Raw genomic sequence first — 26,865 nt, 5'->3', positions numbered from 1 at the left:
CGCTTCAAAGTATCGTTGAATCATTTCTTATACGGATCGGCGGCATCGCGCATCCCGTCGCCCAGGAAGTTGTAGGTCAGCACGGTCAGAATGACGATGCCAAGCGGGAACAGCTTCCACGGATACAGGGCGACGTTCTCAATCTGCTGGGCTTCCTGCAGCAACACGCCCCAACTTGTGGCAGGGGAACGGATGCCAAGGCCCAGGAAGCTCATCGCCGTTTCGGAGAGAATCATGCCGGGAATCGCCAGCGTCGTCGCGACGACAAGGTAGCTGATGAAGCCCGGCAGCAGATGCTTAATAATAATTTTCGTATCGCTGACCCCGGCGATTTTGGCTGCGACGACGTAGTCTTCATTTTTCAACGAGATGAACTTGCCTCGGACGACACGCGCCAGATCGGTCCAACCGATCAGCGCGAAGATGATCACGATGTAGAGATACATCGTGACGACCGGAATGCGCGGCGGTATCGCTGCCGATAACGCCATCCACAACGGAAGCGTCGGGAACGAGCGGATAATCTCGATGATCCGTTGGATAAGCGAATCAATCCAGCCACCGAAGTAGCCGGAGATTCCGCCGAGAATGAGGCCGATTACGAAGCTGATGCCTACCCCGACCAGCGGGATCGACAGCGAGATTTGACTGCCAAGCACAATGCGGGAGAATAAATCCCGGCCCATACCGTCCGTTCCGAGCATGAAAATCCGGCCCGGCTGCTCGACCCCCAGCAGGTGGACGTCGGTGCGGAACAAGCCGAGAAATTTATATTCCTCTCCTTTGACAAACAATTGCAGCGGATATCTCTTCTCCTCGTTATTGACGAATATTTTGCGCATCGTCTCGGGATCACGCTCGGATTTTAATTCATAGACAAAGGGACGAAGATGGAATTTCCCCTCGGCGTCAACGAAGCGCGGCAGTGTCGGCGGCGCGTTAACGTATTTACTGTCATAGCTTTGCAGGCTATACGGCGCGATGAATTGGGCCAGCAGCGCGACAATATACAGGATCCCGAGAATAACCAGGCTGACCCGTGCCAGCTTGTGCCTCTTGAACCGCAAGTACATCAGCTTCCATTGCGAGCTGTAGTTCAGGTCCGATTTGTCGTCCTGCTTGCCCGGCCTTGGGACTTTGGCGGTTGTCGGAACTTTCTTCTTAAATATCGTCGATGTGTTCATCGTTAGTTACCTCTGAACTCTGTACGGATTTTTGGATCAAGCCAAGCCAACAAAATATCCGAGATCAACGTTCCCAGCACGGTGAGCAACGCCATAAACAGCAGCCATGATCCGGCTAAGTACATGTCTTGGCCCAGCAGGGCATTGTACATAACCGGCCCTTGGATCGGAAGATTCAGTACGATCGCGGTAATGGTAGAACCCGTAAAAATGGAAGACAGCGACCAGCCGAGCGTACTTACGATTGGGTTTAAGGCAGCGCGTGTCGGATATTTGAACAGAATTTTCAGATTCGATACGCCCTTCGCGCGGGCGGTTACGATATTCGGCTTATTCAGTTCGTCGAGCATCTGGCCTCTCATGACGCGGATCAGATCCGCGGTATGGGCAATCCCGATAACGATGACCGGGATGATTAAGTGCTTCATCAAATCGACGACTTTATCCATAGACCACGGCGCATTGACATATTCGGGCGAGAACAGTCCCAGCAACGGGTCCCCAAACCATTTGTAGGAGAAGAACATCAGAATTATAGCCAGCAGGAAGTTCGGTGTCGCCATGCCGATAAAGCTGATTCCCGAGAAGAAATAGTCCCCTGCGGAATACTGCTTCACGGCGGTATAGATACCGATAGGGATCGCAACGATATAATGAAAAAACAACGTAACGAACGAGACGACGAGCGTAAGGCCCATATACTGCTTGACAACATCTAGAACCGGTTTGTTGTAGCTAAACGAAAAGCCGAAATCGCCGTGCAGTACGATTTTTTTGATCCAGACCGCATATTGCTCGTATACCGGACCGCTTAGCCCCAGGTTATCTCTCATCTCATCCATTTCCTCCGCCGTCATGTTGTCGCCCGCGGCCGCCATTTGCGCCGCATAGGTGGACACGTAGTCCCCGGGAGGCAGTTGGATAATATAGAAGACGATAAACGAGATCAGGATGACGACGGGAATGGCCAATAAAATGCGCTTGAGAATATATTGAAGCATCTGTGATCTGTCCCCTCCAATGCGATTTCGCGCGTTCCCGGCATGGAGACGCGGCAACGTGAAACTTGGATTCCCCGCCGCCGCCTCCCTGTGTTACCGAGTTACTGCTTCAGATAAAACTGCGCCGGATGCCCGTGACCTAAGGAACGGAATTCGTCCGCCCACACGGCCTTCTCGGGAACATTCCGCATCTTATTGCTGGCCACAACCAGCGTCGGCGTCGGACCGGCGTAGCCGATCACCCATTGATTATCCATATGAACTTTATAGATCTCGCCGGCTATGCGGTTGATCTCATCCTTGGAGTTGCTGGCTTTCAGTTGTGACCAGAGCTCAAGGATTTTGGCGACATCGCCTTCCGGCTTCACGCCCTCTTTGCCGCCCGACTCCGTATACAAACCGTAATGTCCGAACCATGGCGTGATAACGCGCAGCGGTACGAGCGTATCCGGACGGAATGCAACGTTCGCCACGGAAATCGCTTCGGTGTTAATGGGGACTTCATTCGCGTACTTCATATCCGTAAACGCGCCGGACTCGACGACCTTGACGTTAAACTTCAATCCCATATCTTCGAAATACTTCTTCAACAGCTCCAAGAAGGAGTCTGCGTTCGTACTCGATTCAATATCAGTCAAGGTAAGATCCGATCCGTCCGGGAACGTGCGGAAGCCATCCTTGCCGCGTTTCAAGCCGATTTCATCCAGCAACTGGTTCGCGCGGTCCGGGTCGAACTCGGCCCACTTCTGTGCCCATCCCTCCTGGTAGCCGAACACGCCTTCCGGAACAGAAGCCTGAACCGGGTCGGCGATGCCGTTGGTCACGATTTCGGTTATCTCGTTGCGATCAACCCCGATCGAGAGCGCCTCGCGGAAGCGGATATCCTGGAACAGCTGGCGCAGCTTCGGATCTTTCGTGGTCTGGTTCAGCTGGATACCCGCACTCGTCCAGCTTGGCTGCGTCCACGGCAGGACGCGGAAGTCCCCCTTCTTCTCGTTTTCCTTCAGAATCGTAAAGTCTTTCGCGCCGTAAGTCGCCAAATTATAGTTGCCAGCCAGCGTACCGAGCAGAATTTGGCTCGGATCTTGAACTTTCGTCACGACAATGCGATCCAAGTAAGGCAGTTGATGGCCTTCGGAGTCGTTTTTCCAGTAGTACGGATTGCGCTGCATCACGAACTGGTCGCTATTCGGATCTGTGCTTGCAACCCAGGCGCGCAGCGTTGGAATTTGTGGGTGCAGCCAGTAGTAGTAACCGGTATCAACGAGAAACGCTTTCGTATCCTCATACCCCCATTCCTTGGCAATTTCAGCTGTTTTCGCCTCGCCGACGAACTCTGGAAGAATTGTCTTGTGGAAGTGCGCCGGCGCGAAGAACCACTTATTATCAATCGCGACCCTCTCGAGGAATTGCACGCTCGGATACTTGTGCGTAACGGTGAACGTATAGTCGTCAACCTTCTTCACTTCGGCCAGCGCTTTCTCACCCGTTATCGGATCAACCGAATAGTAGGCGTCATAGATCTTCTTGCCGAACGTTTCCTTGGTCAGCATGTGCTCCCAATAAAACAACACGTCGTCGGCCGTAAACGGCACGCCGTCCGACCATTTCATGCCTTTACGCAGATGGATCGTGAACACCGTGGAGTCCTCATTCACCTCGTAGCTCTTGGCAACGTTTGGCTCAACCCCAGTACCGTCCGCGTTGAAGCGGAACAAGGCTTCCTCCGTCGGCTGTCCGACGGCCCATTTGTCGCCGGGCCCCGTCCAAGCCATCGTCCAGTCTCCGCCGTATTGGCCGATTTCCTGGGCGACCTGCTCGACCATAACGTCCCCTGCTGCCGGCATCCGCTCTTCCAGCTTTGGCAGCTTCCCCTCCTCCACGAGTTTAGCGAGCGCGGGAGCTTCCTTACTGTTCGCACTGACACCGCTAGCCACGGGCTTCGATTCTTCGGCCTTCTGGGAATCGTTAGACTTCGCAGTGTCGGGCGCCGCCGCGTTATTCCCATCGCATCCCGCGAATATGACAGCTATCGTTAAAAGAAGTGCCCACAACATTCCGGACTTTTTCATATAACCCCTCCATTAATGATTTAACGTCCTGTCCTGCTCCTTCTTGCTGTCACTTTAACACTTCGCGCGCTCCGGCCTCACCTCCCCAGCTGTTAGGAGTAGCTTCAAATAGGTCCTTATCCGGGCCGTTGGATTGGGATCTTTGCTCACCTCGTTTAATGAAAGCGCTTTACATTATGGTTTAAGCAAAATTCATTCGATTCTAAATGAAGTGATGCGCACTGCGTCGGTGTTTGGAAAAGGCAATGATGTCTGGCAAGATGCATTTCATGCGGAGATTATGATGGGTTCGACTAGATGGTGTGTGGGAATTACGATGGATAGAACGAAATGCGTTGGTGTGTGGAGATTGCGATGATGTAGGTTGGGCACGATGCCCTAGGCCGGCCTTAACGGCCGGCGGCTTCGTGCAGTGATGGACCTGTGGATTCCCGGACGACGAGCTTGGGTTGCATCACGATCCGTTGTCTGATGGCGTCTGTCACCCCGTCCGGCGAAGAGAGGAGCAAGCCGAAGGCAAGCTTAGCCATTTCATCCGTCGGCTGGGCGATCGTTGTCAGCGACGGGTTCGTGACGGTTGATAAAATCGTGTTGTCAAAGCCGATGATCGACAACTTCTCAGGAACGCGAACGCCGCATTCCCTGGCCGCCTGCAACGCCCCGATCGCCAGCATGTCATTGCAGCAGAAGATCGCCGTTGGCGGATTCGGCCCGCCAAGCAATAACTCTGCCGCTCGTTTGCCGTCCTTGATCGTGGAACGGCAGGCGACGATCCGTTCATCGTCCAGCGTTTTGCCCGCCTCGAACAAGGCAAACCGAAACCCTCTCACACGCTCTTTACTGCTGCTAAATTTGGCGTTCTCGGACAAGATCGCTATGTTCTCGTGCCCCAGCTGCAGCAGATGTCCGGCAGCCAACGAGCCGCCTTTGAAGTCATCCGTCAGCACGCTATGCACGGCGATGTCCGGCGTCTCCCGGGCGATCATGACGATCGGAACGGAATTCTCGGACAGTTGAGCGATGATGTTCGCGTTTTCCACACCGGTGCCAATCAGAACGCCGTCGACGCTTTTCTGCTCCAGTAGCTTGATATACTTCTCGATGCGTTCATCATTATTATCCGTGCTGCACACGATCACGCTGTATCCTTCCTCATGGGCCATGTCCTCCACGGCCCGGGCAATTTCGGAGAAGAACGGATTCGACACATCGGGAATCAGAAGCCCCAGCGTATACGTCTTCTTCCCCATCAAGGCGGAAGCGATGACGCTTGGCTTGTATTGGAGACGGTTCATCACCTTAAATATTTCTTCTCGCTTCTTCTTGCCTACGTTGCCTTTGCCGTTAATGACGTTGGAGACGGTCGCAATGGACACTCCCGCTTCCTTGGCTACGTCGTAAATCGTTGTCGCTTTCATACCCAACCTCGTTCATAATCGGATGAATTCGTACGAGCGTTGCCGCTCTATTGTGCTATTATCCGATGATTTCTTTCCCTTTGCAAATGTTCATTCTTGTCTGTCCTCACGCGTGCGCGGCGGATCAAGCGTCCATGCGTGGTCCGGATCGTTGTGAATCCTCCAAACGCGAACAGGGCCGGCCATGACGTTAAGATAGTAGACCTCATACCCCGGAGGCGCAGATACCGGATGATACCCCTTTGGCACGAGCACCGTCTCGCCGTTCTTCACCGCAAGCGTCGAGTCGAGCGAGCCGTCGTCCGTGTATACGCGTTGAACGGCAAACCCTTGCGGCGGATTCACCCGGTAATAATACGTCTCCTCCAGAAGCGATTCATCCGGCAGGGCGTCTTGGTCGTGCTTGTGCGGGGGATAGCTGGACCAATGTCCCGGAGGTGTAAACACCTCGACGACAAGCAGGCTGTCCGCGGATTGCTGTTCGGGCAAAATATGGTGAATATCACGTCTCGTCGCGCCTTCTCCCCTGACTTCGACGCGGATATCCTCCGGCCCAATCCAGCGCGCCGGATGGCCGCCGTTCCGATCCGGCGCATGGCAGATCGCCAGCTCCGTTTCGGTCAAAGCCTCGACTTGGTACCGATTGCCGCCCGGCACGTAAACTGCATGCGGAGGAATGCGTTCGAATACGCTCATTCGCTCGCCGATCGCCTCCCACGTGGACTCCGCGGTAGATACATTTACCTTCCCTTCCAATATGACGAGGCAGTACTCGCGTTCCTCCGTATCCCTTTCGATTCTCTCCCCAGGATTCAGCCGATGTACGTCAAACCCGACATAACTCCAACCGGCAGACTCTGGCGTAACCGATAACAAGGGGTGTTCCCCCGACACTCCCGTGTCGGGACGAACGATCAAGTTCGACATTCCCTCATCTCCCTTCGCATCCGGCATGGATGGATCCGGCGATGTCCAGCTCCGACAGCTTGACAATTCGGCGCTCCCGGAGCGACAGCTTCGCCGCCCGAGCGATCCGCTCCGCTTGCCAGCCGTCCTCCCCGTTAACCGGAACCGAATTGCCACTTAGCACACTGTCTACAAATTGCTGCGTCTCCAGCACGTAGGCCTCGTTATAACGCTCCAGGAAGAAGTGCAACGGCTTGTCGCCATGCACGCCTTCCGACGTGCTGAGTGCCACCGTATTTGCGTGATCGTTGTCAGCGCTGGCCGCTCCAAGGTTGCCGAACGCTTCCACGCGCTGGTCGTAGCCGTACGCCGCTTGACGACTGCAATCGATGACGCCAAGCGCACCATTTGCGAAGCGCAGCGTCACGACGGCCGTATCGACATCCTCGTATTTCGCAAATACAGGGTCGACGAGCACGCCGCCGTATGCGAACACTTCCTCTACCTCGCTGCCGGACAAATAACGCGCCATATCAAAGTCATGGATCATCATATCCATGAAGATACCGCCGGATACCGCGATATAGGATTCCGGAGGCGGACTCGGGTCGCGGGACGTAATTTTAATGAGGTGTACATCGCCGATCGCTCCCGACTCGACATGCTCCCGAACTCGGCGGAAATTGTGGTCAAAGCGACGATTGAAGCCAACCTGCAGCTTCACGCCGGCGCGGCGCACTTCCTCCAGCGCTTCCTCCGTCTGCCGGATATCCATGCTGATCGGCTTCTCGCAAAAAATATGCTTGCCGCTTCTCGCGGCGCTCTCGATGAGCGGAACATGGCTGTCTGTGGACGAGCAGATAAAGATCGCATCGATATCGGGATGATGAATAATCGCGTTGCTGTCGGCCGTTACGATCGGAATATCCCTCTCCTGCGCCCATTCCACCAATTCGGCATTCGCGTACAAATCGCTGATTGCGACGACCTCCGCTTGCTGCAGCTTTCTCAGATTATCGACGTGGATTTTGCCGATTCTCCCGACACCGATGACGCCAATCCTTATTTTGTCCATGTAGTCTCTCCCCCTGCTTCAGCCTGGTCACGACCAGCGAGCGGTCACCATTTTTTTGCGCGTATAAAATTCGACCCCGTCTGTGCCGTTCGCATGCAGGTCGCCGTAGAATGAATTCTTGTAACCGGAGAACGGGAAAAATGCCATCGGAGCAGGAACGCCCAAATTGATTCCAAGCATTCCGGCGTCGATCGTCTCCCGGAACTTACGAACGCTGGCGCCGCTACTCGTGAACAAGCAAGCGCCGTTTGCGAACTCCGAGCGATTGGCGATCTCGACCGCTTCCTGGAGCGTCTCGGCCCGCATAACCGACAAGACCGGCGCGAATATCTCCTCCCGGCCGATCGCCATCTCGCCGTTCACCCGATCGAAGATCGTTGGGCCGAGGAAGTAGCCATCTTCGCTGGCCGCATCAACGCCGCGACCGTCTCTGACGAGCACTGCGCCTTCGGCGACGCCGCTTTCGATATAGCGGATCGTCCGTTCCTTGTGCGTCTGCCGGATGACCGGGCCAAGGAACACGCCTTCGTCGAGACCGTTGCCGATCGTTATCTTATCTGCGGCGGCGGACAGCCTGGCGACGAGGTCATCCGCGATCTTGCCAACGGCGATGACGACGGCGCAAGCCATGCAGCGCTCACCCGCCGAGCCGAACGCCGCGCTCACGATTTCCTTGACCGCAAGGTCCAGATCCGCGTCCGGCATGACGATCGAATGGTTCTTGGCCCCGGCCAATGCCTGAACGCGTTTGCCATTTGCCGCGCCGGTCGTGTACACGTATTCGGCGACCGGCTGCGATCCGACGAACGAGATCGCCTTGACGCCGGGATGCCGCAGCAAACCGTTCACGACATCATGCGCGCCGTGTACGACGTTCAGCACGCCTGACGGTAAGCCGGCCTCATGAAACAGCTCAGCCAGTCGGTTCGCCAGCAGCGGCGTCCGCTCGGACGGCTTGAGCACGAAGGTATTGCCGCACGCGACGGCTAGCGGGAACATCCAGCAAGGCACCATCATCGGGAAATTAAATGGCGTAATGCCGCCAACGACCCCCAGCGGATAGCGGTACATGCCGGATTCAAGGTTGGAAGCGATGTCCGGCAGCTGTTTCCCCATCATGAGCGTAGGCGCGCCTGCGGCGAATTCCACGCACTCGATGCCGCGCAGCACCTCACCATGGGCTTCACCGAAGCTTTTGCCGTTCTCCAGCGTAATGAGTCGGGCCAATTCATCCCAATGCTCTACGAGCAGCTGCTGATACCTGAACAGCACCCGCGCGCGTCGCGGGACGGGCGTCTGGCTCCAGGCCGCGTAAGCCTCCGCCGCGGCGGTAACCGCCACATCAACATCCGCCGGCGTGGATAACGGTACCTTCGCCAGCGTTTCTCCCGTTGCCGGGTTGTAGACATCCTCCGTCTGGCTGGATGCGGACGCGACCCAATGTCCGCCGATCCAGTTCTTAAGCGTTGAGTTCATAGCCCATGTTCTCCCCGTTTCTATAGGCCGGCGCACTTCGCGTCAACCGGCTGTAATTTCCCCGCGCTCGCAGCGCCGGATGTAATCCTCAACCGCCGCGGCGGTTGGCATCGCGTCCGAACAGCTGTGACTCGAGATGACCATACTCGCCGCCGCCCCGCCAAAAGACATGCTCCGAGCAACGTCCCAGCCGGACATCAGGCCATGGATGAAGCTGGAAGCATAAGCATCGCCCGCCCCAAACGTCTTAATGACGTTCGCTGGATACGACGGAGCGCGATGCTCCAGACCATCCTTCGTATAGGCGATGGAGCCCTCCTTGCCATGCTTGATGACGACGAGCTTCGCACCGCGCTCGAACCACTTGGCTGCGGTGTACCGGTCACTGCGGTCTGAATCACGTTCAAATCGCTCCAGGCTGTCGAATTCCTCACGGGTGCCGATAAGGATGTCGCTTTTCTCGGCGACAAGATGGCCGTACACCGCCGTCTCCTCCGGCGAACGCCAAGTATAAGGCCGATAGTCGATATCGAAGGCTACCGGAGTCCCGTGAGCGTGGGCATACTCCAGCGCAACGAACACCGCCTCCCGCGACGGAGTTGCGGCAAGCGCCGTACCCGAGATCAGCAGCACTCTGCTGTCCGAGATCAGCAACTCGTCAACCTCTGTCGGACTAAGCTTCAAATCGGCTACGTTATCCCGGTACATCAGGATGCTGCAATCGGTAGGACTCTTGATTTCGGTGAACGCAAGCCCGGTTACCGCGCCGGTGCGGTCTGTCGAGACAGCGCTGTCATCGATCCCGTTATCCCGCAGGTACGAACGAATGAACCGGCCCATCTGATCATCGGCCAACTTGCCAATGAATGCGACGCGCCGACCAAGCCGGCTCATGCCGATCGCAATATTCGCAGGCGAGCCCCCGACATACTTGGTGAACGTCATCGTCTGCTCCATCGGGCGATTGATTTCGTTTGCGTTCATGTCAATACACAGCCGCCCGAGCGCAGTGAGGTCGAACCTCCGATTCTCCGGGAACAGCGAAACCAACGTTGTCATGCCAGATCCCCTCCTTGAACCGGATTCAGCGAATGCAGATAGGCAAGCGCCCGGGCAGCGTATTCACGCGGCGGATGTTCCGCCGGATCCTGCTCACCCTCGAGCATGGCCCAGCCGTTGTAGCCGCGGCCGACCAGTTCGGCGAGGATCGGCCGAAAGTCAATGCAGCCATCGCCCGGGACGGTGAATACCCCCTCACGAATACAGGTGACGAAGTCGGAGCCCGCTTCCTTCGCCTGGCGCAGCCTGTCGGCGCGCACGTCCTTCAGATGAACGTAGGCAACACGGTCGTAATGCTTGCGGAGCAGTGTCAGAGGGTCAGCCCCACCGTACAACGCGTGACCGGTATCGAACAGCAGCCACACGGATTCCGGATCGGTCAGCTCCATCAGCTTGTCGATCTCTTCGGGCCGTTCGACGACAGTGCCGCCGTGGTGGTGGTACGTCAGCTTCAGCCCGTAGTCGCGTGCAATTTGGCCGGCCGTGTTAAGCCCTTCGGCCAAGCTCTCCCATCCCGCATCGTCCAGCGGAATGATGATCCGCTCATTCGGAGTGCGACGCGGATCGAAGTGCAGGGAGCCGCCCACTTCGCAAGTGCTGATGACTTTGGCACCCATTTCCTTTAGAAACTTTGCGTGCTCCCGGTACGCCTCCAATTCCTGCTCGCGGTAGGCCGGATCGGAGAACAGCACCGACTTCCATTGCGAGACAAGCCGGATTCCGCGTCCGGATAATTCTTGCTTCAGCACGCCGGTCTCGGTCGGATACTTTCTCCCCATCTCCGTCCCCGTCAAGCCAAGCGCCTGTATATCATCCAAGATTTGCTCGTACGTGGTGTCGTTTCCATGCTCCTTGACGTCTTCTCCAACCCAATTAATTGGATGTACGCCCAAGCGAAAAGAAAAGCCTGCCATCGCGATCCCTCCCGTTGCGTCTCCGTTAATAAGCTCTCGCCTGTTGAATGCGTTCGCTCATTGCTTCGCTAGCCTTAACGACCCGCTCGCCCGTCGAGACGGCGGGAACACCGACGTTCCACCAGGACTCGTAGCCCCCCGTATTCGTGCCGGGCAACACCGCGACCTCAATCAGTGTCGTTCGCGTCTCCGCCTGTGCCAGGTGGAGCGCCTCACGAAGCTCTTCCGCGTTCGACGCTTTATAAGAAGCAGCTCCGAGACTGCGGGCATGCGCCGCATAATCGATCGGAAGCGGTGCGCCCGTGTAGCGGCCCGTGCCGTCCTCCCGATAACGGAATTCGTTACCGAATCCGTCGCTTCCATGTTCGCTTTGTAAGTTGTGAATGCACTGGAAGCCGTGGTTATCAAACAGCAGCACTGTGATTTTCCGCCCCTCCTGCAAGCTGGTAAGCAGCTCGGAATGAAGCATCAAATAGCTACCGTCCCCGACCAGGGCATAGACGTCCCGCTGCGGCTCCGCAAGCGAGACCCCGAAGGCGCCGCTCACTTCATAACCCATACAGGAGAAGCCATATTCCAGATGGTAGGCGTCCGATTGGGACACCCGCCACAGCCGCTGCAAGTCACCGGGCAGACTGCCCGACGCGCATACAATGACCGCGCCGTCGCCAATCGTCTCGTTGATCACTCCGAGTGCGCGCGTCTGTGCGAACCCGGCCTCATGCTCCAGTTCAAACAGACGGTCGACCTCACGATCCCATTCAGACTTGAGCACTTCAAGCTCCGTTTCGCCGTAAGCCGGAGTGTACCCCGTCTCCACCAATAATTCCGCGAGCGCCGGCAACGTCGCCTTCGCGTCTCCTGCTAGCGGGATACCGTCCAGCTTGGCGCCGTCCAACCGACTGACGTTCACATTCACATATAACGCGTCTTCTCGGTACGCCGACTTGGACGCGGTCGTGAAGTCGGAATACCTCGTACCGACCCCAATAACAAGATCGGCCTGATGCGCGAGCCGATTCGCGGCCAGTCCGCCGGTTACCCCCACACCGCCGACGTTAAGCGGGTGATTCCAGGGCAAGACGCCTTTGCCCGCCTGGGTCACCGCCACCGGAATGCCAAAGCGCTCCGCGAAGGCCGACAGCTCCGCCTCTGCCCCGGAATAACGCACGCCGCCGCCCGCGACGATGATCGGCCGGCACTTGGATGCGATGACTTCCGCCGCCCGGCGGAGAGCATTAGTAGACGGACATTGGCGTTCGATCACATGCACCCTCTTGTCAAAAAACGCCGCCGGGTAATCATAAGCTTCCGCCTGCACGTCCTGCGGAAGCGCAAGGGTTACCGTCCCCGTGTCCGCCGGGTCCGTTAGCACACGCATCGCGTTCAGCGCCGCAGTCATCAACTGCTCGGGACGAACGATGCGATCCCAATACTTGCTGACCGGCTTGAAGCAATCCGTCGCCGCGATCGTGTAATCATGTCCCGCCTCCAATTGCTGCAGCACGGGGTCGGGCTGCCGGGAAGCGAAGTTGTCGCCGGGCAGCAGCAGCAGCGGAATGCGGTTGACCGTCGCCGTCCCGGCTGCGGTCACCATGTTCAGCGCGCCAGGACCAATCGACGTCGTGCACGCGTAGATGCGCCGGCGGCGCGATTGCTTCGCAAACGCGATCGCCGCGTGAGCCATACCTTGCTCGTTCTTGCCTTGTACGAACGCGAGGCTTCCGGGGCTGCGCTCCAGCGCCTCGCCGATGCCGGTTACATTGCCATGGCCGAATATACCCATAACACCGGCAACGAACTTCATCTCAACACCGTCGACGGAAACGTATTGACTGTCCAGAAACCTCAGCAACGCTTGTGCCATTGTAAGCCGGATCGTCTGCATTTCGTCCTCCCACCCATTCATTAATCGCTTAAAAATATAACGCTTTCAATTATTTAAAATTTGCCCTATAGTAATTATGTAAAGCGCTTAATTCACTTTTTACTACAATTTTTAAGTAAACGCAATCATTTTTTATTTGGGAGGATGATAAATTTGAGTCATTCCCTGGAAGCCGCACATTGGGAAGCGGCCCTGCGTTATGCACCCGACCTTTATTTCGATGTATTGGAACCTTTCAAGCCGGATCGCGTTGGGGTCACCGTCTTCGAGGCGACCGCCCCGTCCCCTTCCTTCGACCGGGTCGTGGAAGTCGACGGCTCACAAACGATGATGGCGATCGAGTACGCGATCTATTGGGACTATGACATTCAACATCTGTATGAGCTGGAGCATGTCTGGATCTTCGTTGGACCGGACGGGGACATCGTCCACTGTGAATGCAGCTCCCACGGGCATCGACTGATTGGGCTGTTGCGGGACCGCAGCAATTTGTCCTCCGACGGACGCGTCCAGCTGTTCTCCCAGCCGGGCAAGCATGCCATGTCGCCGATTGCCGAGTTCTTTCGACTCATGCCGACAGCGTCTTCGTGCTGCATGGAGGACGCGGGCAACGACGGCTTGCTGGAGCCGGCCATGTTCCGCGGCGAGCTCCGAACGCTTCCGGACTCGGATCTGCTTGCCAGGCGATGCCTGCAGCAGTACCGCTTTCAGCCCTCGTTCGAATATGCGCTTCACGCGTGGGACCCGTCGTTATTCGTGTCTTGGGAACAGCTGCGCCGGGAGATTCCGATCCGGCTGAACGCATTGCTGGCGTCGCTCGCGGGAGAGTGAGCCGACAAACCGAATCAACCCCGGCATCGATTCACGATACCGGGGTTGGTTGACTTGGGCAACAAATTCGATTTATAGAGTGAAGCGCTTAACAAACTATTTTATGTTTTGATTCACCCAAATAGAACAAAAAAATTTATCGTCGCCTGTCTCTTCCCCGGTTTAACCGGACCGCGGACGGCGTCCGAAAGTCTGCCCAAATCCGCGGGACAAGCCGCCTAACCACCGAGCCGTCAGCACGCCACAGACCGCGCCTGTCGGTAGGCCCCAAAGCGGCGGAAACAGCTTGGCGCCAAGCGCCGCTGTCAGTACGACGACTGCCGGAAGCAGCAGCAGCGTCATCGCCGGGGCCGCGCTGTGATAGGCCAGCGATTCCTCCAGCGGGAGGATCGACATGAGCTCACGATCAAAGAAGGCCCTCCGGTGGCCGCCCAGCCAATACATCAGCAGCAGAAGCATTGCGGCATAAACGATTAGATTCACGGCGGGATACGGCGGCAGCACGACGGCAGCCAGCCCGGCCAGCGTCATCTGGGCGTACAGCTTCCATTCGCTCCCGCGAAAGAAAGCTTTGACAAGCGCCTCGGCGATGCGGGCCTCCGGCTTCCGCGAGCGCGTCAAGCGGCGCAGGCGGCGGAACAGCCAAGGTTTGGAGCCGCCGGGCCGGGGCGCTTTCGGCCGCTCGACGACCGAAGCAAGGAGCAGCGCGGTCAGCCTTGTGCGCTGCCGCTCCTCCTCGCGCACTTCGGCGTCAAAGCGGCCCCGCAGGCGGAAGCGGAGCCATCCGAGCGCGCCGGCAAGCAGCGCAAGCACCGGCAGGGCAACTCCGGCCGCCAATCCGGCCGGCCGCCCGGCGCCCGCCGCAGCAGCCCAAGCGGCCCAGGCCCCGAACCCCGCCGCCAGCGCCGAATACGCCAGCGAACGCAGCAGGAGATGGCGCCAGCCTGTGGTTAATACGCCAAGCAGTTGCTGAATCAGCATCTGCACGATTTTTGCGGCATACGCTACCGCATATAACCCGGCAATGTCCGCCCAACCCATTCCGTAAACGCGAACCAACAGCGGGCTAAGCACGGCGATGACGGTTGCCAGCATGATGGCCTGAACGGCGGAGCTGGCAGCCAACCCGCGCAGCATTAATTCCGTGATCCACCGCGGGCGCTGCCGTAGGAACAGCACGTCAGCCGCTTCAATATAGAAGGAAATCCCTCCGCTGCTATACAGGAGTAGCAGCAACAAGATCGGGATAAACGGATAGGGCAAGTGAGCCAGCCAAGCCGGAAGTCCTTCCCGCCACAACCCATAATACGCCCGGCCGCCCAGCAGCAAGCCGGGAATGCCGAGATATAAAAGAATGATCCAATCAAACGTAAACTTTAGAACGCCCAACTTCTCCCGGAACCGGTCGCGCCAGCGCCGGGCGAATAAACGCCGAGCCGTCATCCGTGTCATGCTCTTCAATACTCCAGCCCCTCTCTCCGCTCTCTGCCGTATACCGACATCGACCTCAAGTTAAGGCGTCGAAACAATCGAATAAGGAAGCGCTCGGCATGTTCGCCGCCGTCCGAATGTCGTCCAGTGAACCACTCGCCCTGACCCGGCCCTCCGAAATGAGGATCAACTCGTCGCAAATTCGTTCTGCCGTGTCCAACACGTGCGTGGACATCAGCACACCGGCGCCGCGGCGCCGCTCCTCCTCTAATAAGCCGAGAAAATCCTTGGTCGCCCGCGGGTCTAGTCCGATGAACGGCTCATCGACGATATATACATCGGGACGGCCGAGGAACCCGATCATCAGCATCATTTTCTGCCGCATCCCCTTCGAGAAACCACCCGGCAGCAGGTCCCGCGATTCGGTCATGCGGAACTTCTCCAGAAGCGCCCCAGCCTCCCGCACGAATTCGGGCTCGTCCATTCCGTATACGGCGGCGGCCAGCCCCAAATGCTCCCATAACGTCAGCGTATCATAAAAAACCGGTTGCTCCGGAATATAGGCATAATGATTCGCCTTGCCGTGAAATTCCACCGCTGCGTCTGCAAACGGAAGCAAGCCAAGGATTGCCTTTAGCGTCGTACTCTTCCCCGCCCCGTTTGGCCCAATGAGCCCGGTGAGCACACCGGGCTTGACAGCGAGCGAGATATTTTTGATGGCGGCATTCCCCGCCTCATACCCCGCTTGATCAATGTTCACTTCCAACCATGCTTGAGCTTGTTCCAAAAGAATCTCCTCGAATCTATGAGTCATTTCTTCCATTATAGTTCATCATGCGCTCTTGTACATGTCCGCGGCGCGTCCGGGCAAACCTGCCGACGTTACGCCCCGACGGCCGGCTCGATTGCCATGCGGTCCCGCTTCATGATCGCCGGGGCAATAGTCAGCAACAGGAAACCAATGGCGGCCATCAGGCATCCCGACAAAATGAAGGCCGGCTCCGGCCCAAAGGCGGTAACCAGCGAACCTCCAAACAGCGGTCCGATCAACGTTGCGGTGGAAGTTAAGCTGGATACCGTTCCAAACACCCGGCCAGTCACAGCCTCGGGGGTCCTCTGTTGCAGCATGACCTGAAACGGAATAAAGGTCATGCCGGCACCCAGTCCGGCAAATGCAAACAACGTCAACATCAGTGCGGTCACCCCGTCGGTATGGGACAAGTGGCTTACGATGAAACCTGCTGCCGCAAATACCAACCCTAGCATAGCCCCGCCGAAACCCATTTTGAACAAAGGGGCGATGCGAAGCCGCTGCGTAAACCAGGCTGCCGTCAGGGTTCCTACCCCGCTAAACGTAATGCACCAGCCAAGCAGGTCATCGGACACCCCCGGAATCTCCCGAAACAGGACAACCGCTTGCGAGTCGGCGATTTGCAGGACGAGCAAGGTGGCACACAGGATCAGGGTTCCGAAGGCGAGCAATGGAATCCCTCCGATAATTTTGGCGCCGGCCGCCATTTCCGTCCAAAAACTTTGCTTGTTTTTGGCGGAAACCGGTTCCCCCGCTTCTCCCTCCATCGACTTCAACTGCTCCGCAGCCTCCCGCAGTTTACCCGGAACCTTGCTTAACAACAGCGCCGAAACGAGAAAGGTTCCCGCATCGACAACAAAGCACACCGTGACGCTAAAGGCCGCGGTCAGCATGCCGCCTAGGGCTGGCCCGATAATCTTGGTGCCCTGCTCGATGATTGCGCTGTAGGAAACGGCCTGATCCAGCTGCTCATGCGGCACGATTTCCTTGATTTTGCCGTTCTTCGCCGGGGAGAAGATCACGTCCAGAATCCCTTTGGCAATCAACAGGACGTACACCTGCCAGATTGCCGTCACGAATACGAAGCCCAGCAGGACCACAAACCGCACGAGATCCGAGAAGACCATCAGCTTCTTGCGTTCGATTCGGTCCGCAAGCATCCCGGCCAACGGCCCTCCCACGAGAACAGGCAGCACCATAAAAAGAGAAACCATCGTAATTTCCCAAGGCGTGGCTTGCCACTTCAGGCCAACCATCGTCAGTAACGCGAGTAAATACAGCCAATCGCCGATATTGGATACCAGTTGCGCCGACATCAGCGCTAAATAGGCGCGATTTTGCAACAGTCCGGACTTTTCACGGCTTTTCGTCTTATTCCCGAATCCCATCATTCTTCCCTCATCCCCTACTCCAAACGATTATGAAGTTATCTTAATGAATCCGAAGGGGCAATCCATCCGTCTGGGGACGGATTCGTCCCCTGTGCCGCAGGCTGAAATTTACAGAGGTCGCAAGGCGCAACGATAAACATTTATTTCCATTAAAAAAAGCGCAAATTGTGATAAATTATATTTTTTTTAATTCTGAAGTGTTTTAAGATTACAATAATTCGACCATGTAAAAAGATTCACAAATATAAAGTAAGGGCGGGATGCACATGATGACAACCGAAGAACGCGGAACGGACTTGTCGCTGCATTTGTACCGGGTTTTTGCCAAATCATTTAAGAGCGTCAACGAACACGCGGTCACGGGGAGCAAAATCCAGGGGTTTAACCCGACGGCTTTCGCCGTCCTGGAGGTTCTTTATTACAAAGGCTCACAGCCGATTCAGCAAATTGGGGCCAAGCTGCTACTCCAAAGCGGCAACGTGACTTACGTGATCGACAAGCTTGAGGCAGCAGGCTTGCTTCACCGGACGCCCTGTCCGCGTGACCGGCGCGTGATTTATGCCGAGTTGACGCCGAAAGGCAAAGAGTTGATGGATCAGCTGTATCCGGAATTTTCCGATCGCATCGACCATGCGCTTAGCGGGTTGAACGACGAAGAGAAGCAAATTATGATCGAACTGCTGAAGAAAATGGGCCGCGAAGCCGAGAAGCTCGCTCCCCTGTTGCGCAAATAAGACAAAAAGGCTGTAGCCGAGGTCATCGTAACGATGAACTTGGCAACAGCCTTTTTGTGAAGATCCGGGAGCAATTTCAATAGAATAGAGTGATGTAATCACCTTATTTCGCCGATCTCCCTAGATCCAGGCAAAATAAGGTGATTTTTTCACGTTATCCAGGTAAAAAAGAGTGTGATTCGCCGACCTATGCCCAAATAAGGTGAAACCATCACTTTATTTGAAGCTTGAATCGCCACCCCCGCCTCAATAAGGTTAAAAAATCACGTTAAGGACGGAAGCCTAACTCCCTAAACTAATGGCTTGGATCCATATCCTTGTTGTGATCGCGATTGTTGATGTCCCGGTGCCGACGGTCATTCACCTTTTGCTGCATCTGCTGGGCCTGATGCGCATTCACCGGGGTCCGGTCCAAATCCTCAACCACGTTAGTCAAATTTTTGTCGATACCCGATTTGCTTCGTGCCATCGCGTTTGTCCTCGCTTTCTCTCCTTAAGGGTTCGTCATTGGCGACAATGCTTGCGCGCATTCATGGATATGACGGACGTAATCCCCGGTCAATTCCTGGATCTGCACGCTGTCCTCCGCTATGGTCTGCCCGTCCCGCTCCACATCGACCAGCTCAACGCGAATCTCGCGCGGGTCCATATAAGAGCATTGAAAATCAAAGGAAAAAAACTGATGTCCCGCCGCATTGATATGAATTCGCAGCCCCTGGGGGTTGGCCCCATCAGCCTGCACCTGCGCAGAGTCTCCCGGATTCAGATATTCCGGCAACTGCTTCTGCCAGGCATCCACCAGCGTGTGCTGGTCCATATTCATTTCTTTGTTCATAGTTACACCTCCCCTTTCCCGTTAAGGTGCGAAGAGGCGGGCTTTTTTATACCGGGATACGAAAAACAAGCTGCCGCCCTGTTTCAACAGGAATCGGCAGCTTGGGGAAGGCGAAGGCTGCGCCGGGAAGTTCAGGCGAATGGGACAAGCGCTAAGCTAAGCTCTGTCCACGGCGGGCTTGCTTGCCGTGGCCTCGTCGTCCTCTTGCCCCGGGGCCCGGTTGCGCAGCCCGAAAGCGCACAGGATGCCGGCAATCGCGATGACCGCCATCACGATAAACAACGTATGCAAGCTTTGCGCTAGAACCTGCTTCAGCTCTCCCCAAAGTTCGGGGGCTAGTAAATGGACTTTTTCGGGAGACAGCAGTTGGTCGATATCGTCCTGTGAAATCGGGACGCCCGCTGCTGTACCATTTTTCGTCTGGGCCGCGATCCGCAGATTAATTAAGGTGCCGAAGGCGGCGACACCAATCGTCTGCCCGATCGATTTGACGAACGAATTCAGCGCCGTGGAGGCGCCGCGGAGGCTGTATCCAACAGAGGACTGGGCGATGATGGTAAATACGGTGAACGAGAAACCAAACCCGATTCCGTACAATGCGTTAAAGATTAATAACGGCCAAATCGGCATTCCTTCGGTGATCATGGCCAATCCCGCCGCACCCAAGGCAATGATAATCATGCCGATCAGCGAAGTGTAGCGAGAGCCCCGGGAAATCAGCCAACGGCTGCCCAAGACGGAGCCCAGCATCCAGCCGATGGACATTGGGGCCAGCGCCAGCCCGGAAATCGTCGCGTTTTGGCCATGCACCCCTTGAATCCAAAGGGGGAGGTATGACGTTAAGCCGATCAGCAGTGCGCTGGCTAAAAGGCTGGTCAAATTCGAGAAAGCGATGTCGCCAATCCGGAACAACTTCAACGGCACGAGCGGTTCCTCCGCCCGTTGTTCCGCAACGAAGAACAACACCAGGAAACAAGCCGCCACAGCAAAGATCCCGATCAGCCACGGCGAAGTCCAGGCCAACTGCTGCCCGCCCGTCGCCAGTCCGATCAGTAAGGCGGATACACCTATCGTAAAGGTTACCGCCCCCAGATAGTCCACCTTAACCTTGCGTTTCTCGATCCGCTCATGCAGATAAACGATGATGAAGTAAAGCGACAGCAAGCCAAACGGCACATTAAAGTAGAAGGCCCAGCGCCAATTCAGCGAATCCACGACATATCCCCCCAGAAGCGGACCAATCAAGGAGGAAATGCCCCAAACGGAGCTGATCCAGCCCTGGATTTTGGAGCGTTCCTCGATGGAGTAAATGTCGCCGATGATCGTAAACGTGACCGGAACGAGACCGCCGGCCCCGATCCCTTGTAGGGCGCGGAACCCGATCAGTTGCCCCATGCTTTGGGCCGTACCGGATAATATGGAGCCGGCCAAGAACAGCAGCGAGCTGATGACAAACACCGGCTTACGGCCGTACAGGTCACTGATTTTGCCGAAAATCGGCGTTGTGACGGACATCGTCAGCAGATAGGCGGTAAATACCCAACCGAGCAGCCGGGCTCCGCCGAGGTCGCCGACGATACGGGGGCCCGCCGGGCCAATGACGGTGCCTTCAATCGCAGCTAAAAACGTGGATAATAGCAAACCGGTCAAGATATAGTTACGTTTCAGTTTGGGTGCTTTCATGTTGAACGATACTTCCTTTCTCTACCATCCGTACAATGATTTCATAACCATTCATTATAGTAGAATGCCCGAAAAAAAGAAAGCCGGACGGCAAACCCGGGTCCTGTTCCTGGATTGCCGTCCGTATCGTTATCGTGTGGCTAGTTCAGCTTCGTTTGCTCCAGCTCAGCTCCTCGTCCCTAAGCAGCCCTTCCGCCATTCGCCAGCGTTTGACGGGTTCGCCTTCAAACAACTCCGGTTCATGGGTGATCATGATCAGCGCGGCCCCCTCCCCCAGCGCCTCGCGGCATAAATTCGTGAGCAAGCGGACGCCGCCATAATCGATGCCCGCCGTTGGCTCATCAAGAATGTACAGCCGCTTCGGACAGATCATAACCGAGGCCGCGCTCAGCAGGCGCTTCTCCCCGCCGCTTAACCAATACGGGGATTCGCCGGTTTTACCGGCTAAACCAATCGCTTCCAACATGCGTTCGGCCCGCTGTCGCAGCTCCTTTGGCACAGGATCCTGCGGTCTCAGCCGCAGTTCGGCGCGCGGGCTATAGAACAGCTCGTCCCACACGGTTGAGGCGACGAATTGCTGCTCCGGCTGCTGAAACACGTAGCCGATCTCGGACGCCCTATCGTAAAGCGTCCGGCGGGCAGTGTCCCGGCCCTGCCAAAATACCGTACCTTTAGGTGGGGGCAGAAGACCCATCAGCAAGCGGGACAACGTGGTTTTACCGGAACCGTTGTCCCCGCACAGCAGCCGCCAGTCGCCAGGGTACAGCGTCAGGCGGACATCCCGCAGCACCAGCTCGGTTCCGCGGGCGAAAGCGTAGCTGAGCCCTCGCGCCTCGAGCAGGGGCGCGTGAGTCGCCGCCGATGCGGGCCCGGCGGCGGGGGCGAGGGCGGCGGGCCCCGCAGGGCCGCCGCCGCTGGAGCCTGGGCATGCTGCCGCCGCCGATGGTTCGGCCGGCAGCATGCCCAGCTCCTCCAGCCGCGCGCTCGCGTCGCGGCGGAGGGGCTCCGCCGGACCGTCCAACGTGACGGTTCCGGCGTCCAGCACGACGAGCCGCGGCGCAGCCAGCGCGAGCTCGTCCATCCGGCCGGACATCGTCACGATGGTCCGGCCTTCGCCGTGCAGGCGGCGCAGCAGCGCCAGCAGCCGCCGGCGCGAGGCGGCGTCGAGGCTGGCCGCCGCCTCGTCGAGCACGAGCAACGGCGGCTCCAGCGCCAGCACCGCCGCAATTGCCGTGCGCTGCCGCCCGCCGCCGGACAGCGCATGCACGGGCGTAAGGCGACGGGGCGTCATCGCCACCGCCGCCAGCGCATCCGTTACCCGCCGTTCCAACTCGGCGGCGGGGACGCGCAGGTTCTCCGGGCCGAAGGCGACTTCGTCTTCGACCCGGCCCTGCACGAGCTGCGCGTCGGGGTCCTGGAACACGACCCCAATACGCCGGGCCACCTCGCCGATCTCCGCTTCCGCGGGATCGACGCCGTCCACGAGCACTCGGCCCGTGCGGTTCCCTCCCCCGGTTCGGGGGAGATAACCGCTGATCAGCTGCGCCAGGGCCGATTTGCCGCTGCCGCTCGCGCCGACGAGCGCCACCCACTCCCCGCGTTCCACGGTGAGCGTCACGCCTTGCACCGCCGGAACCCCGTCCGGCTCGAACGCGTAGCTGACATTGTGCAGTTCCAGTGCGGGGCGCGACATCTTACGCTTCCATCCGGCGGCCTGCCGCGAAGCGGCGAAGAAGTCCGCTGCCCGCCAAGGCGTCACCAAGCAGCTTGACCAGCAAGCCGCATAAGACCATCCCGCTCAGTACCCGGACGACCAATGCGATCAGCAGGATATCCATTCCCCATTTCGTATAACCGAACATTTGGGCGGCGAAGAAGAACCACACCGGCACCATCGCGCCTCCCGTCACCATCAGCATCGGCCAACTCCATTTTTTATATCGCACAAGGGCAAAGGCTCCCTCCACGATCACCAAATAACAGGCAGCGGCCACGAAGCAGGACAAAATGCCGTACGCCGTTCCCATAAAAGCTTGGACAACCGCCCCGATACCGTAGGTAATCAAGGCCGTCCCCGGTTTGCGGATAATATAATACGCCAGCAATCCGTAGATCATATACAAACCGGTGATCGTCGAGGTGAGGATCGGTCCCCCCAACCCGTTCAACGCTTGATTCAGCGGCGACAGAAAAACTGTCATCACGGCATTCGCCGCGGCCAGCATGGCCATCAACACGATATCTAGTGTGGTAAAGCGCTGAAACGCCTTGCCCGAACTTGCTCCCTTCACATGAACCATCCTCTCATCGCTTTCGATTGTTAACCATAAAACATAATTTAGGTTAACAATCAATCGGCGTCAAGTCCTTTTTTTGAACCGTTGCCCCTCTGCGTTAATCTCCCTGTGTCGCTAAAGCGCGAGAAAGCGAGATCCTTCGGGCCTGCAAGGGTTAAATTATCTCACAGCATCCACAGACCCGCCGTCAAAATCAAACTTATCATGATCGTCCCTATGCCAATGGCTTTAAACGGCACCTCCCGTAAAAACGTCCGCTCCCGATACGCGCCAAACCCCTTGGCATCCATCGCCCCGGCGGTTTGTTCCACGCGCCTTATCGCCCCGGTGAATACGGTCACTAACTGACCCCGACGCTGTTCCAGTCGCTCCTGGATCCCTCGCGGTTGCCGGCCCATCCGGAGTTTGCGGGCGGCCGCAGCCTGCCTGCCTTCCTCCGCCAACAATGGCAGAAACGTCAGCGCCATCGAAATTCCAAACACAAACCGGTACGGCAACTTCAAACGGGTTGTCATGATCACGACGAAATCCTTGGGATCGGTGGACTCGATATAAGCCAGCGAGGACAAAAACAAGCTAACCATCCGCAGGGTCACCGCTGCGGCGTCGCTTAGTGCAACCCCCGAAATCAGCAGAGGTCCCTCGGTACTGCCCTCTCGAAGCTGTACGGCTAGTGCAGTTACAACAAATAACGGCAGGCCAAAGCCGAGGATCCATGCGAACCGCCGCAATAACCGGTGCCAACTCATCCCGGCCCCCAGCTTAGCCGCTACGATCAACGTTAGCAACAAGACGATCTGCCGACGCGGGTCGTCCCAATGCATGGTGAGCGCAGCAAGGCAAGCTAACGCGACCAGTTTGCTGAGCGGATCAAGACGGTGAAGGAATCGGCCACCGTACTCTTTGCTATACTCCATCGTTAACTCCCCCTCCTGCGTAATACTCTTTCTTTAACAAGGAATACATCAGCAGATCAACAAAGCCGCTCTCCGTCCATTGATACTGCCGAAGCAGTCCTTCCTCCAGGAATCCGAACGCCTTCAGCAGCCTGCGAGAAGCGTTGTTCCTCGGGTCGACCAGCGCCTCGATACGGTTTAATCCCATCGTTTCATACCCATAGGCGAGCAGCATCCGCAGCGCTTCCGACATATATCCATGCCCCCAGTACTCCCGGCCCAAGTCGTAGCCGATCTCGCCGCGATAGGCTCCGGCCAGCTCCCAGACATTAAATCCGCAGCTGCCGATCAGCTTCTTCTCCTCCTTGAGCTCTATGCCGAAGCGAAGCGTGTCCTCGCTCTCGGATAAACCGTTAAGTAGGTTAATCATCTCCCAAGTGTCCTCTACCGAGGTGAACGGCGGAAGATTCATGTACTTTATTACCTCAGAATCACTCCAATAATGAAACAAAACCCCTGCATCGTTCCGCTCCATCCGCCGCAGCCGCAGCCTTTCGCTTTCCAGCACGGGAATGTCCCCGCCGCATCTAAACACGATTTCCAGTTCCCCCTCGCCGTTTCCGCTTCTGCATGTTTGAGTGATGTTCAGGGATTTGTTCTTTCTCCATTACAACACCTTTTTATAGATAATCATATCGGAATAAACTCGTCAAAGGGGAAGGGCAAATTTTACAGAGGGGCGATTTTCCTTCCAACTTTTCGGTGATACTATTATAGACATAGAGAGCTTTACGGATAGGCTCGCAAGGAGGAACCCACGCAGATGGTATTTACGATCGTTATCTTGGTTTTGCTGCTTGCCGTATTGGCATTTGTGAGCGGGGTGCCGCGCTTTGCGGTTCGCCAGATCACCCAGATGCGGCTGCAAACGAATGAGAGTATTTACGAATATTTAGAACGAACGGGTGTATATACCCGCGAACAATTCGAGCGGTTACCCAAACAAGCGGTACAGGTAATGTCCCGCGACGGATTGAAGTTAAACGGGTACGTGCTGGAGTTGTTCCCCGAGAGCCACCGCTGGATGATCATCGTTCACGGTTATACGGTCTCGTTGCTCGCCTCAACGCAATATATCGAAATGTTTCAAAAGGCGGGCTTTAACATTCTGCTCGTGGATCAACGCCGGCATGGCGGCAGTGAAGGAAGCTACACAACCTATGGTTATCAAGAGAAGTACGATGTCCAAACGTGGGTACATTGGATCCTTGAGAATTACGGGGAAAGTAGTGTGATCGGCCTTCATGGCCAATCCTTAGGGGGCGGAACGGTTCTGGAGTATCTCTCCATTGCCCATCCCAATGTGAAATTCGTCATCGCCGACTGCCCATACTCGGACCTGACGGAGCTCATGCGCCATCAAATCTCCAAGCTGAACAGGCTGCCGGCCAAGCCGCTCTTGCCGCTGGTTGACAAGCTGCTGCAGCGCAAAGCCGGCTTCCGACTGCATCAGGTTAGTCCAATTAAGGCCGTCGAAAACAGCAAGTTACCGGTGTTGTTCATCCATGGCATGGAAGACAACTACGTACCGACCTATATGAGCCGAGAGATGTACAGTCAAAAACCCGAACCCAAAGAACTGCTGCTCGTGGAGGGCGCGGTCCACGCCAATGCCTACGGCATCAATCCGAAGCGGTATACCGATCAGGTTCAGACCTTCATCGAGAAGGCACTAGGCGCGGATGAACAATCCACCGCTTATTTACCAAGCATCTGACTTTGAGCCATGACGATATACTGATCCAGGCGTTGGCTTAATTCCAGAATCGTGCCGCTGCTAAAGTTGTCTTGGGTAGCGGCATTCATTAATTCCAGACGCAGGTGCTCAATGGTCGCCTTCAGATCATTGCTGATTTTGTTATTGGTACGGCTTACGCCTCGGAGAGTTTGAGGTACCATAAAATCACCTTTTCATTAATCTTGTCCCTATTTTACCTCATGATGCCAAAAAACATATTTTGCAAATTTGATAAAAATTAGCACTCGGTGTCGGACTTTGTAAGAAAAAATAGTCCCTCCTCCGCAAGAATGCTATCCCTCGACAAAAAACTTATTTATAATAGATTTTATTACTGCCGGCGGCCTAGGTCAGCCTGCAGCTTCAAGGAGGGAATAACGTATGTTTCATGCCAGCGAATACAGCGGCTCCCGCGAAGAGCGGCAGAATGCCGTCTTGTCGCAGCTTCAAGCGCTCATTTACGAGGAAAGCAGCCAAGTAGCCAATTTAGCCAACGCCGCCGCGCTGCTGAACTTTTTCTTAGATGATATCAACTGGGTCGGCTTCTATTTGTTCGACGGCCAGGAGTTAGTACTTGGGCCGTTCCAAGGCCTACCGGCCTGTATTCGGATCCCGCTCGGCAAAGGCGTGTGCGGGACCAGTGCGGAACGCCGAGAAACGCTGCGGATCGAAGATGTCTACGCCTTTCCGGGACACATCGCCTGCGACGCGGCGTCCAATAGCGAGATTGTCGTACCGATCGTCGTGGGAGACCAACTCATTGGGGTACTGGACATCGACAGTCCGCTGAAGGGGCGGTTTGACGCCGAAGATCAGGCATTCCTGGAGCAATTTGTGGCGACGCTCGCCAAGCAGTTGTAGTTGACAGACCCACATAACGTGGGGAGTATGTTGCGGGATTTGCTCGTTCCACGAGTCCTATAGGCCTTTGCGCGTTTTCCGCGCAGGGGTCTTTTTTTGACTGTTACCTTAGTGCCCGCCGTCGCTCTCCCGCTTTGGGTTCCCATTCTATCAATTTTATGCGATATTTCATTCATATCCCGCTGCCTTCGCCTCGTTTGCTCCTATTCTGTTCGATTTTTCATACAAAATTCCGGTTTCAGGGCCTTACTCTCTCCGTTTTATACGATTTTTCATACAAATCCTCCGTTCGATAGCAAGCTCT

The 26,865-nt window shown here is 56.5% G+C and carries 25 protein-coding genes; 4 read left to right on the top strand and 21 right to left on the bottom strand.

The window, feature by feature from the left end:
* Positions 1–20 precede the first annotated feature (20 nt).
* From MKZ15_RS03595 to iolD, 10 genes are all read right to left on the bottom strand, one after another.
* Entirely contained in the window at positions 21–1,184 is a 1,164-nt protein-coding gene (locus MKZ15_RS03595; protein ID WP_193416606.1) for an ABC transporter permease, read from the bottom strand.
* 2 nt (positions 1,185–1,186) lie between these two features.
* A complete protein-coding gene (locus MKZ15_RS03590; RefSeq protein WP_193416607.1) occupies positions 1,187–2,185 on the bottom strand; it encodes an ABC transporter permease in 999 nt (332 codons plus the stop codon).
* 101 nt (positions 2,186–2,286) lie between these two features.
* Positions 2,287–4,257: an ABC transporter substrate-binding protein gene (locus MKZ15_RS03585; RefSeq protein ID WP_339819894.1), complete on the bottom strand. Its 1,971-nt coding sequence runs from the start codon at positions 4,255–4,257 to the stop codon at positions 2,287–2,289.
* A 389-nt stretch (positions 4,258–4,646) separates the two neighbouring features.
* Entirely contained in the window at positions 4,647–5,675 is a 1,029-nt protein-coding gene (locus MKZ15_RS03580) for a LacI family DNA-binding transcriptional regulator (RefSeq protein WP_193416609.1), read from the bottom strand.
* Between the two features lie 90 nt (positions 5,676–5,765).
* Positions 5,766–6,602: a 5-deoxy-glucuronate isomerase gene (iolB, locus tag MKZ15_RS03575; RefSeq protein ID WP_339819892.1), complete on the bottom strand. Its 837-nt coding sequence runs from the start codon at positions 6,600–6,602 to the stop codon at positions 5,766–5,768.
* Positions 6,603–6,606: 4 nt separating this feature from the next.
* Positions 6,607–7,656 carry an inositol 2-dehydrogenase gene (iolG, locus tag MKZ15_RS03570; protein ID WP_193416611.1) on the bottom strand — a complete coding sequence of 350 codons (1,050 nt, stop codon included), beginning with the start codon at positions 7,654–7,656 and terminating at the stop codon, positions 6,607–6,609.
* A 27-nt stretch (positions 7,657–7,683) separates the two neighbouring features.
* Complete coding sequence (locus MKZ15_RS03565) at positions 7,684–9,132, bottom strand: CoA-acylating methylmalonate-semialdehyde dehydrogenase (RefSeq protein ID WP_213623585.1); 1,449 nt, start codon at positions 9,130–9,132, stop codon at positions 7,684–7,686.
* A 42-nt stretch (positions 9,133–9,174) separates the two neighbouring features.
* On the bottom strand, positions 9,175–10,191 hold the full coding sequence (iolC, locus tag MKZ15_RS03560) for a 5-dehydro-2-deoxygluconokinase (RefSeq protein ID WP_339819888.1): 1,017 nt from the start codon (positions 10,189–10,191) through the stop codon (positions 9,175–9,177).
* A complete protein-coding gene (gene iolE / locus MKZ15_RS03555; RefSeq protein ID WP_213623587.1) occupies positions 10,188–11,105 on the bottom strand; it encodes a myo-inosose-2 dehydratase in 918 nt (305 codons plus the stop codon). The genes iolC and iolE overlap by 4 nt, the downstream gene beginning before the upstream one ends.
* A 25-nt stretch (positions 11,106–11,130) precedes the next feature.
* Positions 11,131–12,993, bottom strand: a complete 1,863-nt coding sequence (gene iolD / locus MKZ15_RS03550; protein WP_339819884.1) for a 3D-(3,5/4)-trihydroxycyclohexane-1,2-dione acylhydrolase (decyclizing) — start codon at positions 12,991–12,993, stop codon at positions 11,131–11,133.
* Between the two features lie 153 nt (positions 12,994–13,146).
* On the opposite strand from iolD, the gene MKZ15_RS03545 reads away from it, so the two are divergent.
* Positions 13,147–13,824, top strand: coding sequence for a hypothetical protein (locus tag MKZ15_RS03545; RefSeq protein WP_339819881.1), 678 nt, complete (start codon positions 13,147–13,149; stop codon positions 13,822–13,824).
* Between the two features lie 162 nt (positions 13,825–13,986).
* Here MKZ15_RS03545 and MKZ15_RS03540 read toward each other — a convergent pair whose 3' ends face one another.
* From MKZ15_RS03540 to MKZ15_RS03530, 3 genes are all read right to left on the bottom strand, one after another.
* Positions 13,987–15,276 (bottom strand): ABC transporter permease, encoded by a 1,290-nt coding sequence (locus tag MKZ15_RS03540; RefSeq protein WP_339819880.1) that lies wholly within the window; start codon positions 15,274–15,276, stop codon positions 13,987–13,989.
* Positions 15,277–15,331: 55 nt separating this feature from the next.
* Complete coding sequence (locus MKZ15_RS03535) at positions 15,332–16,042, bottom strand: ABC transporter ATP-binding protein (protein ID WP_339819877.1); 711 nt, start codon at positions 16,040–16,042, stop codon at positions 15,332–15,334.
* Between the two features lie 95 nt (positions 16,043–16,137).
* Positions 16,138–17,457 (bottom strand): MFS transporter, encoded by a 1,320-nt coding sequence (locus MKZ15_RS03530; RefSeq protein ID WP_339819874.1) that lies wholly within the window; start codon positions 17,455–17,457, stop codon positions 16,138–16,140.
* 266 nt (positions 17,458–17,723) lie between these two features.
* Between MKZ15_RS03530 and MKZ15_RS03525 the strand changes: the two genes are divergently transcribed.
* A complete protein-coding gene (locus MKZ15_RS03525; protein WP_155607251.1) occupies positions 17,724–18,191 on the top strand; it encodes a MarR family transcriptional regulator in 468 nt (155 codons plus the stop codon).
* 295 nt (positions 18,192–18,486) lie between these two features.
* On the opposite strand, the gene MKZ15_RS03520 is transcribed toward MKZ15_RS03525, so the two are convergent.
* From MKZ15_RS03520 to MKZ15_RS03490, 7 genes are all read right to left on the bottom strand, one after another.
* Positions 18,487–18,660, bottom strand: a complete 174-nt coding sequence (locus MKZ15_RS03520; protein ID WP_167521246.1) for a hypothetical protein — start codon at positions 18,658–18,660, stop codon at positions 18,487–18,489.
* 24 nt (positions 18,661–18,684) lie between these two features.
* Complete coding sequence (locus tag MKZ15_RS03515) at positions 18,685–19,026, bottom strand: hypothetical protein (RefSeq protein ID WP_155607252.1); 342 nt, start codon at positions 19,024–19,026, stop codon at positions 18,685–18,687.
* Between the two features lie 156 nt (positions 19,027–19,182).
* Positions 19,183–20,709 (bottom strand): MDR family MFS transporter, encoded by a 1,527-nt coding sequence (locus MKZ15_RS03510; RefSeq protein ID WP_193416619.1) that lies wholly within the window; start codon positions 20,707–20,709, stop codon positions 19,183–19,185.
* Positions 20,710–20,854: 145 nt separating this feature from the next.
* Positions 20,855–21,802, bottom strand: a complete 948-nt coding sequence (locus tag MKZ15_RS03505) for an ABC transporter ATP-binding protein (protein ID WP_339822276.1) — start codon at positions 21,800–21,802, stop codon at positions 20,855–20,857.
* 601 nt (positions 21,803–22,403) lie between these two features.
* The gene (locus MKZ15_RS03500) at positions 22,404–23,009 is read right to left on the bottom strand and encodes an ECF transporter S component (protein WP_155607254.1); all 606 of its coding nucleotides are present in this window, start codon (positions 23,007–23,009) and stop codon (positions 22,404–22,406) included.
* Between the two features lie 161 nt (positions 23,010–23,170).
* Positions 23,171–23,923: an energy-coupling factor transporter transmembrane component T gene (locus MKZ15_RS03495; RefSeq protein WP_193416621.1), complete on the bottom strand. Its 753-nt coding sequence runs from the start codon at positions 23,921–23,923 to the stop codon at positions 23,171–23,173.
* Positions 23,913–24,497, bottom strand: a complete 585-nt coding sequence (locus MKZ15_RS03490; protein WP_339819870.1) for a GNAT family protein — start codon at positions 24,495–24,497, stop codon at positions 23,913–23,915. Before MKZ15_RS03490 ends, MKZ15_RS03495 begins: the two co-directional genes overlap by 11 nt.
* 228 nt (positions 24,498–24,725) lie before the next feature.
* On the opposite strand from MKZ15_RS03490, the gene MKZ15_RS03485 reads away from it, so the two are divergent.
* Entirely contained in the window at positions 24,726–25,679 is a 954-nt protein-coding gene (locus MKZ15_RS03485; protein WP_213623594.1) for an alpha/beta hydrolase, read from the top strand.
* Here MKZ15_RS03485 and MKZ15_RS03480 read toward each other — a convergent pair.
* Complete coding sequence (locus MKZ15_RS03480; protein WP_155607258.1) at positions 25,661–25,861, bottom strand: aspartyl-phosphate phosphatase Spo0E family protein; 201 nt, start codon at positions 25,859–25,861, stop codon at positions 25,661–25,663. The genes MKZ15_RS03485 and MKZ15_RS03480 overlap by 19 nt on opposite strands.
* Positions 25,862–26,081: 220 nt before the next feature.
* On the opposite strand from MKZ15_RS03480, the gene MKZ15_RS03475 reads away from it, so the two are divergent.
* Positions 26,082–26,561 carry a GAF domain-containing protein gene (locus MKZ15_RS03475; protein ID WP_155607259.1) on the top strand — a complete coding sequence of 160 codons (480 nt, stop codon included), beginning with the start codon at positions 26,082–26,084 and terminating at the stop codon, positions 26,559–26,561.
* Positions 26,562–26,865: the final 304 nt, after the last annotated feature.

It is taken from the genome of Paenibacillus sp. FSL R7-0216, assembly GCF_037969915.1.
Taxonomy (GTDB): Bacteria; Bacillota; Bacilli; order Paenibacillales; family Paenibacillaceae; genus Fontibacillus; species Fontibacillus rhizolycopersici.
This window is presented reverse-complemented; position numbering and strand designations above follow the sequence as displayed.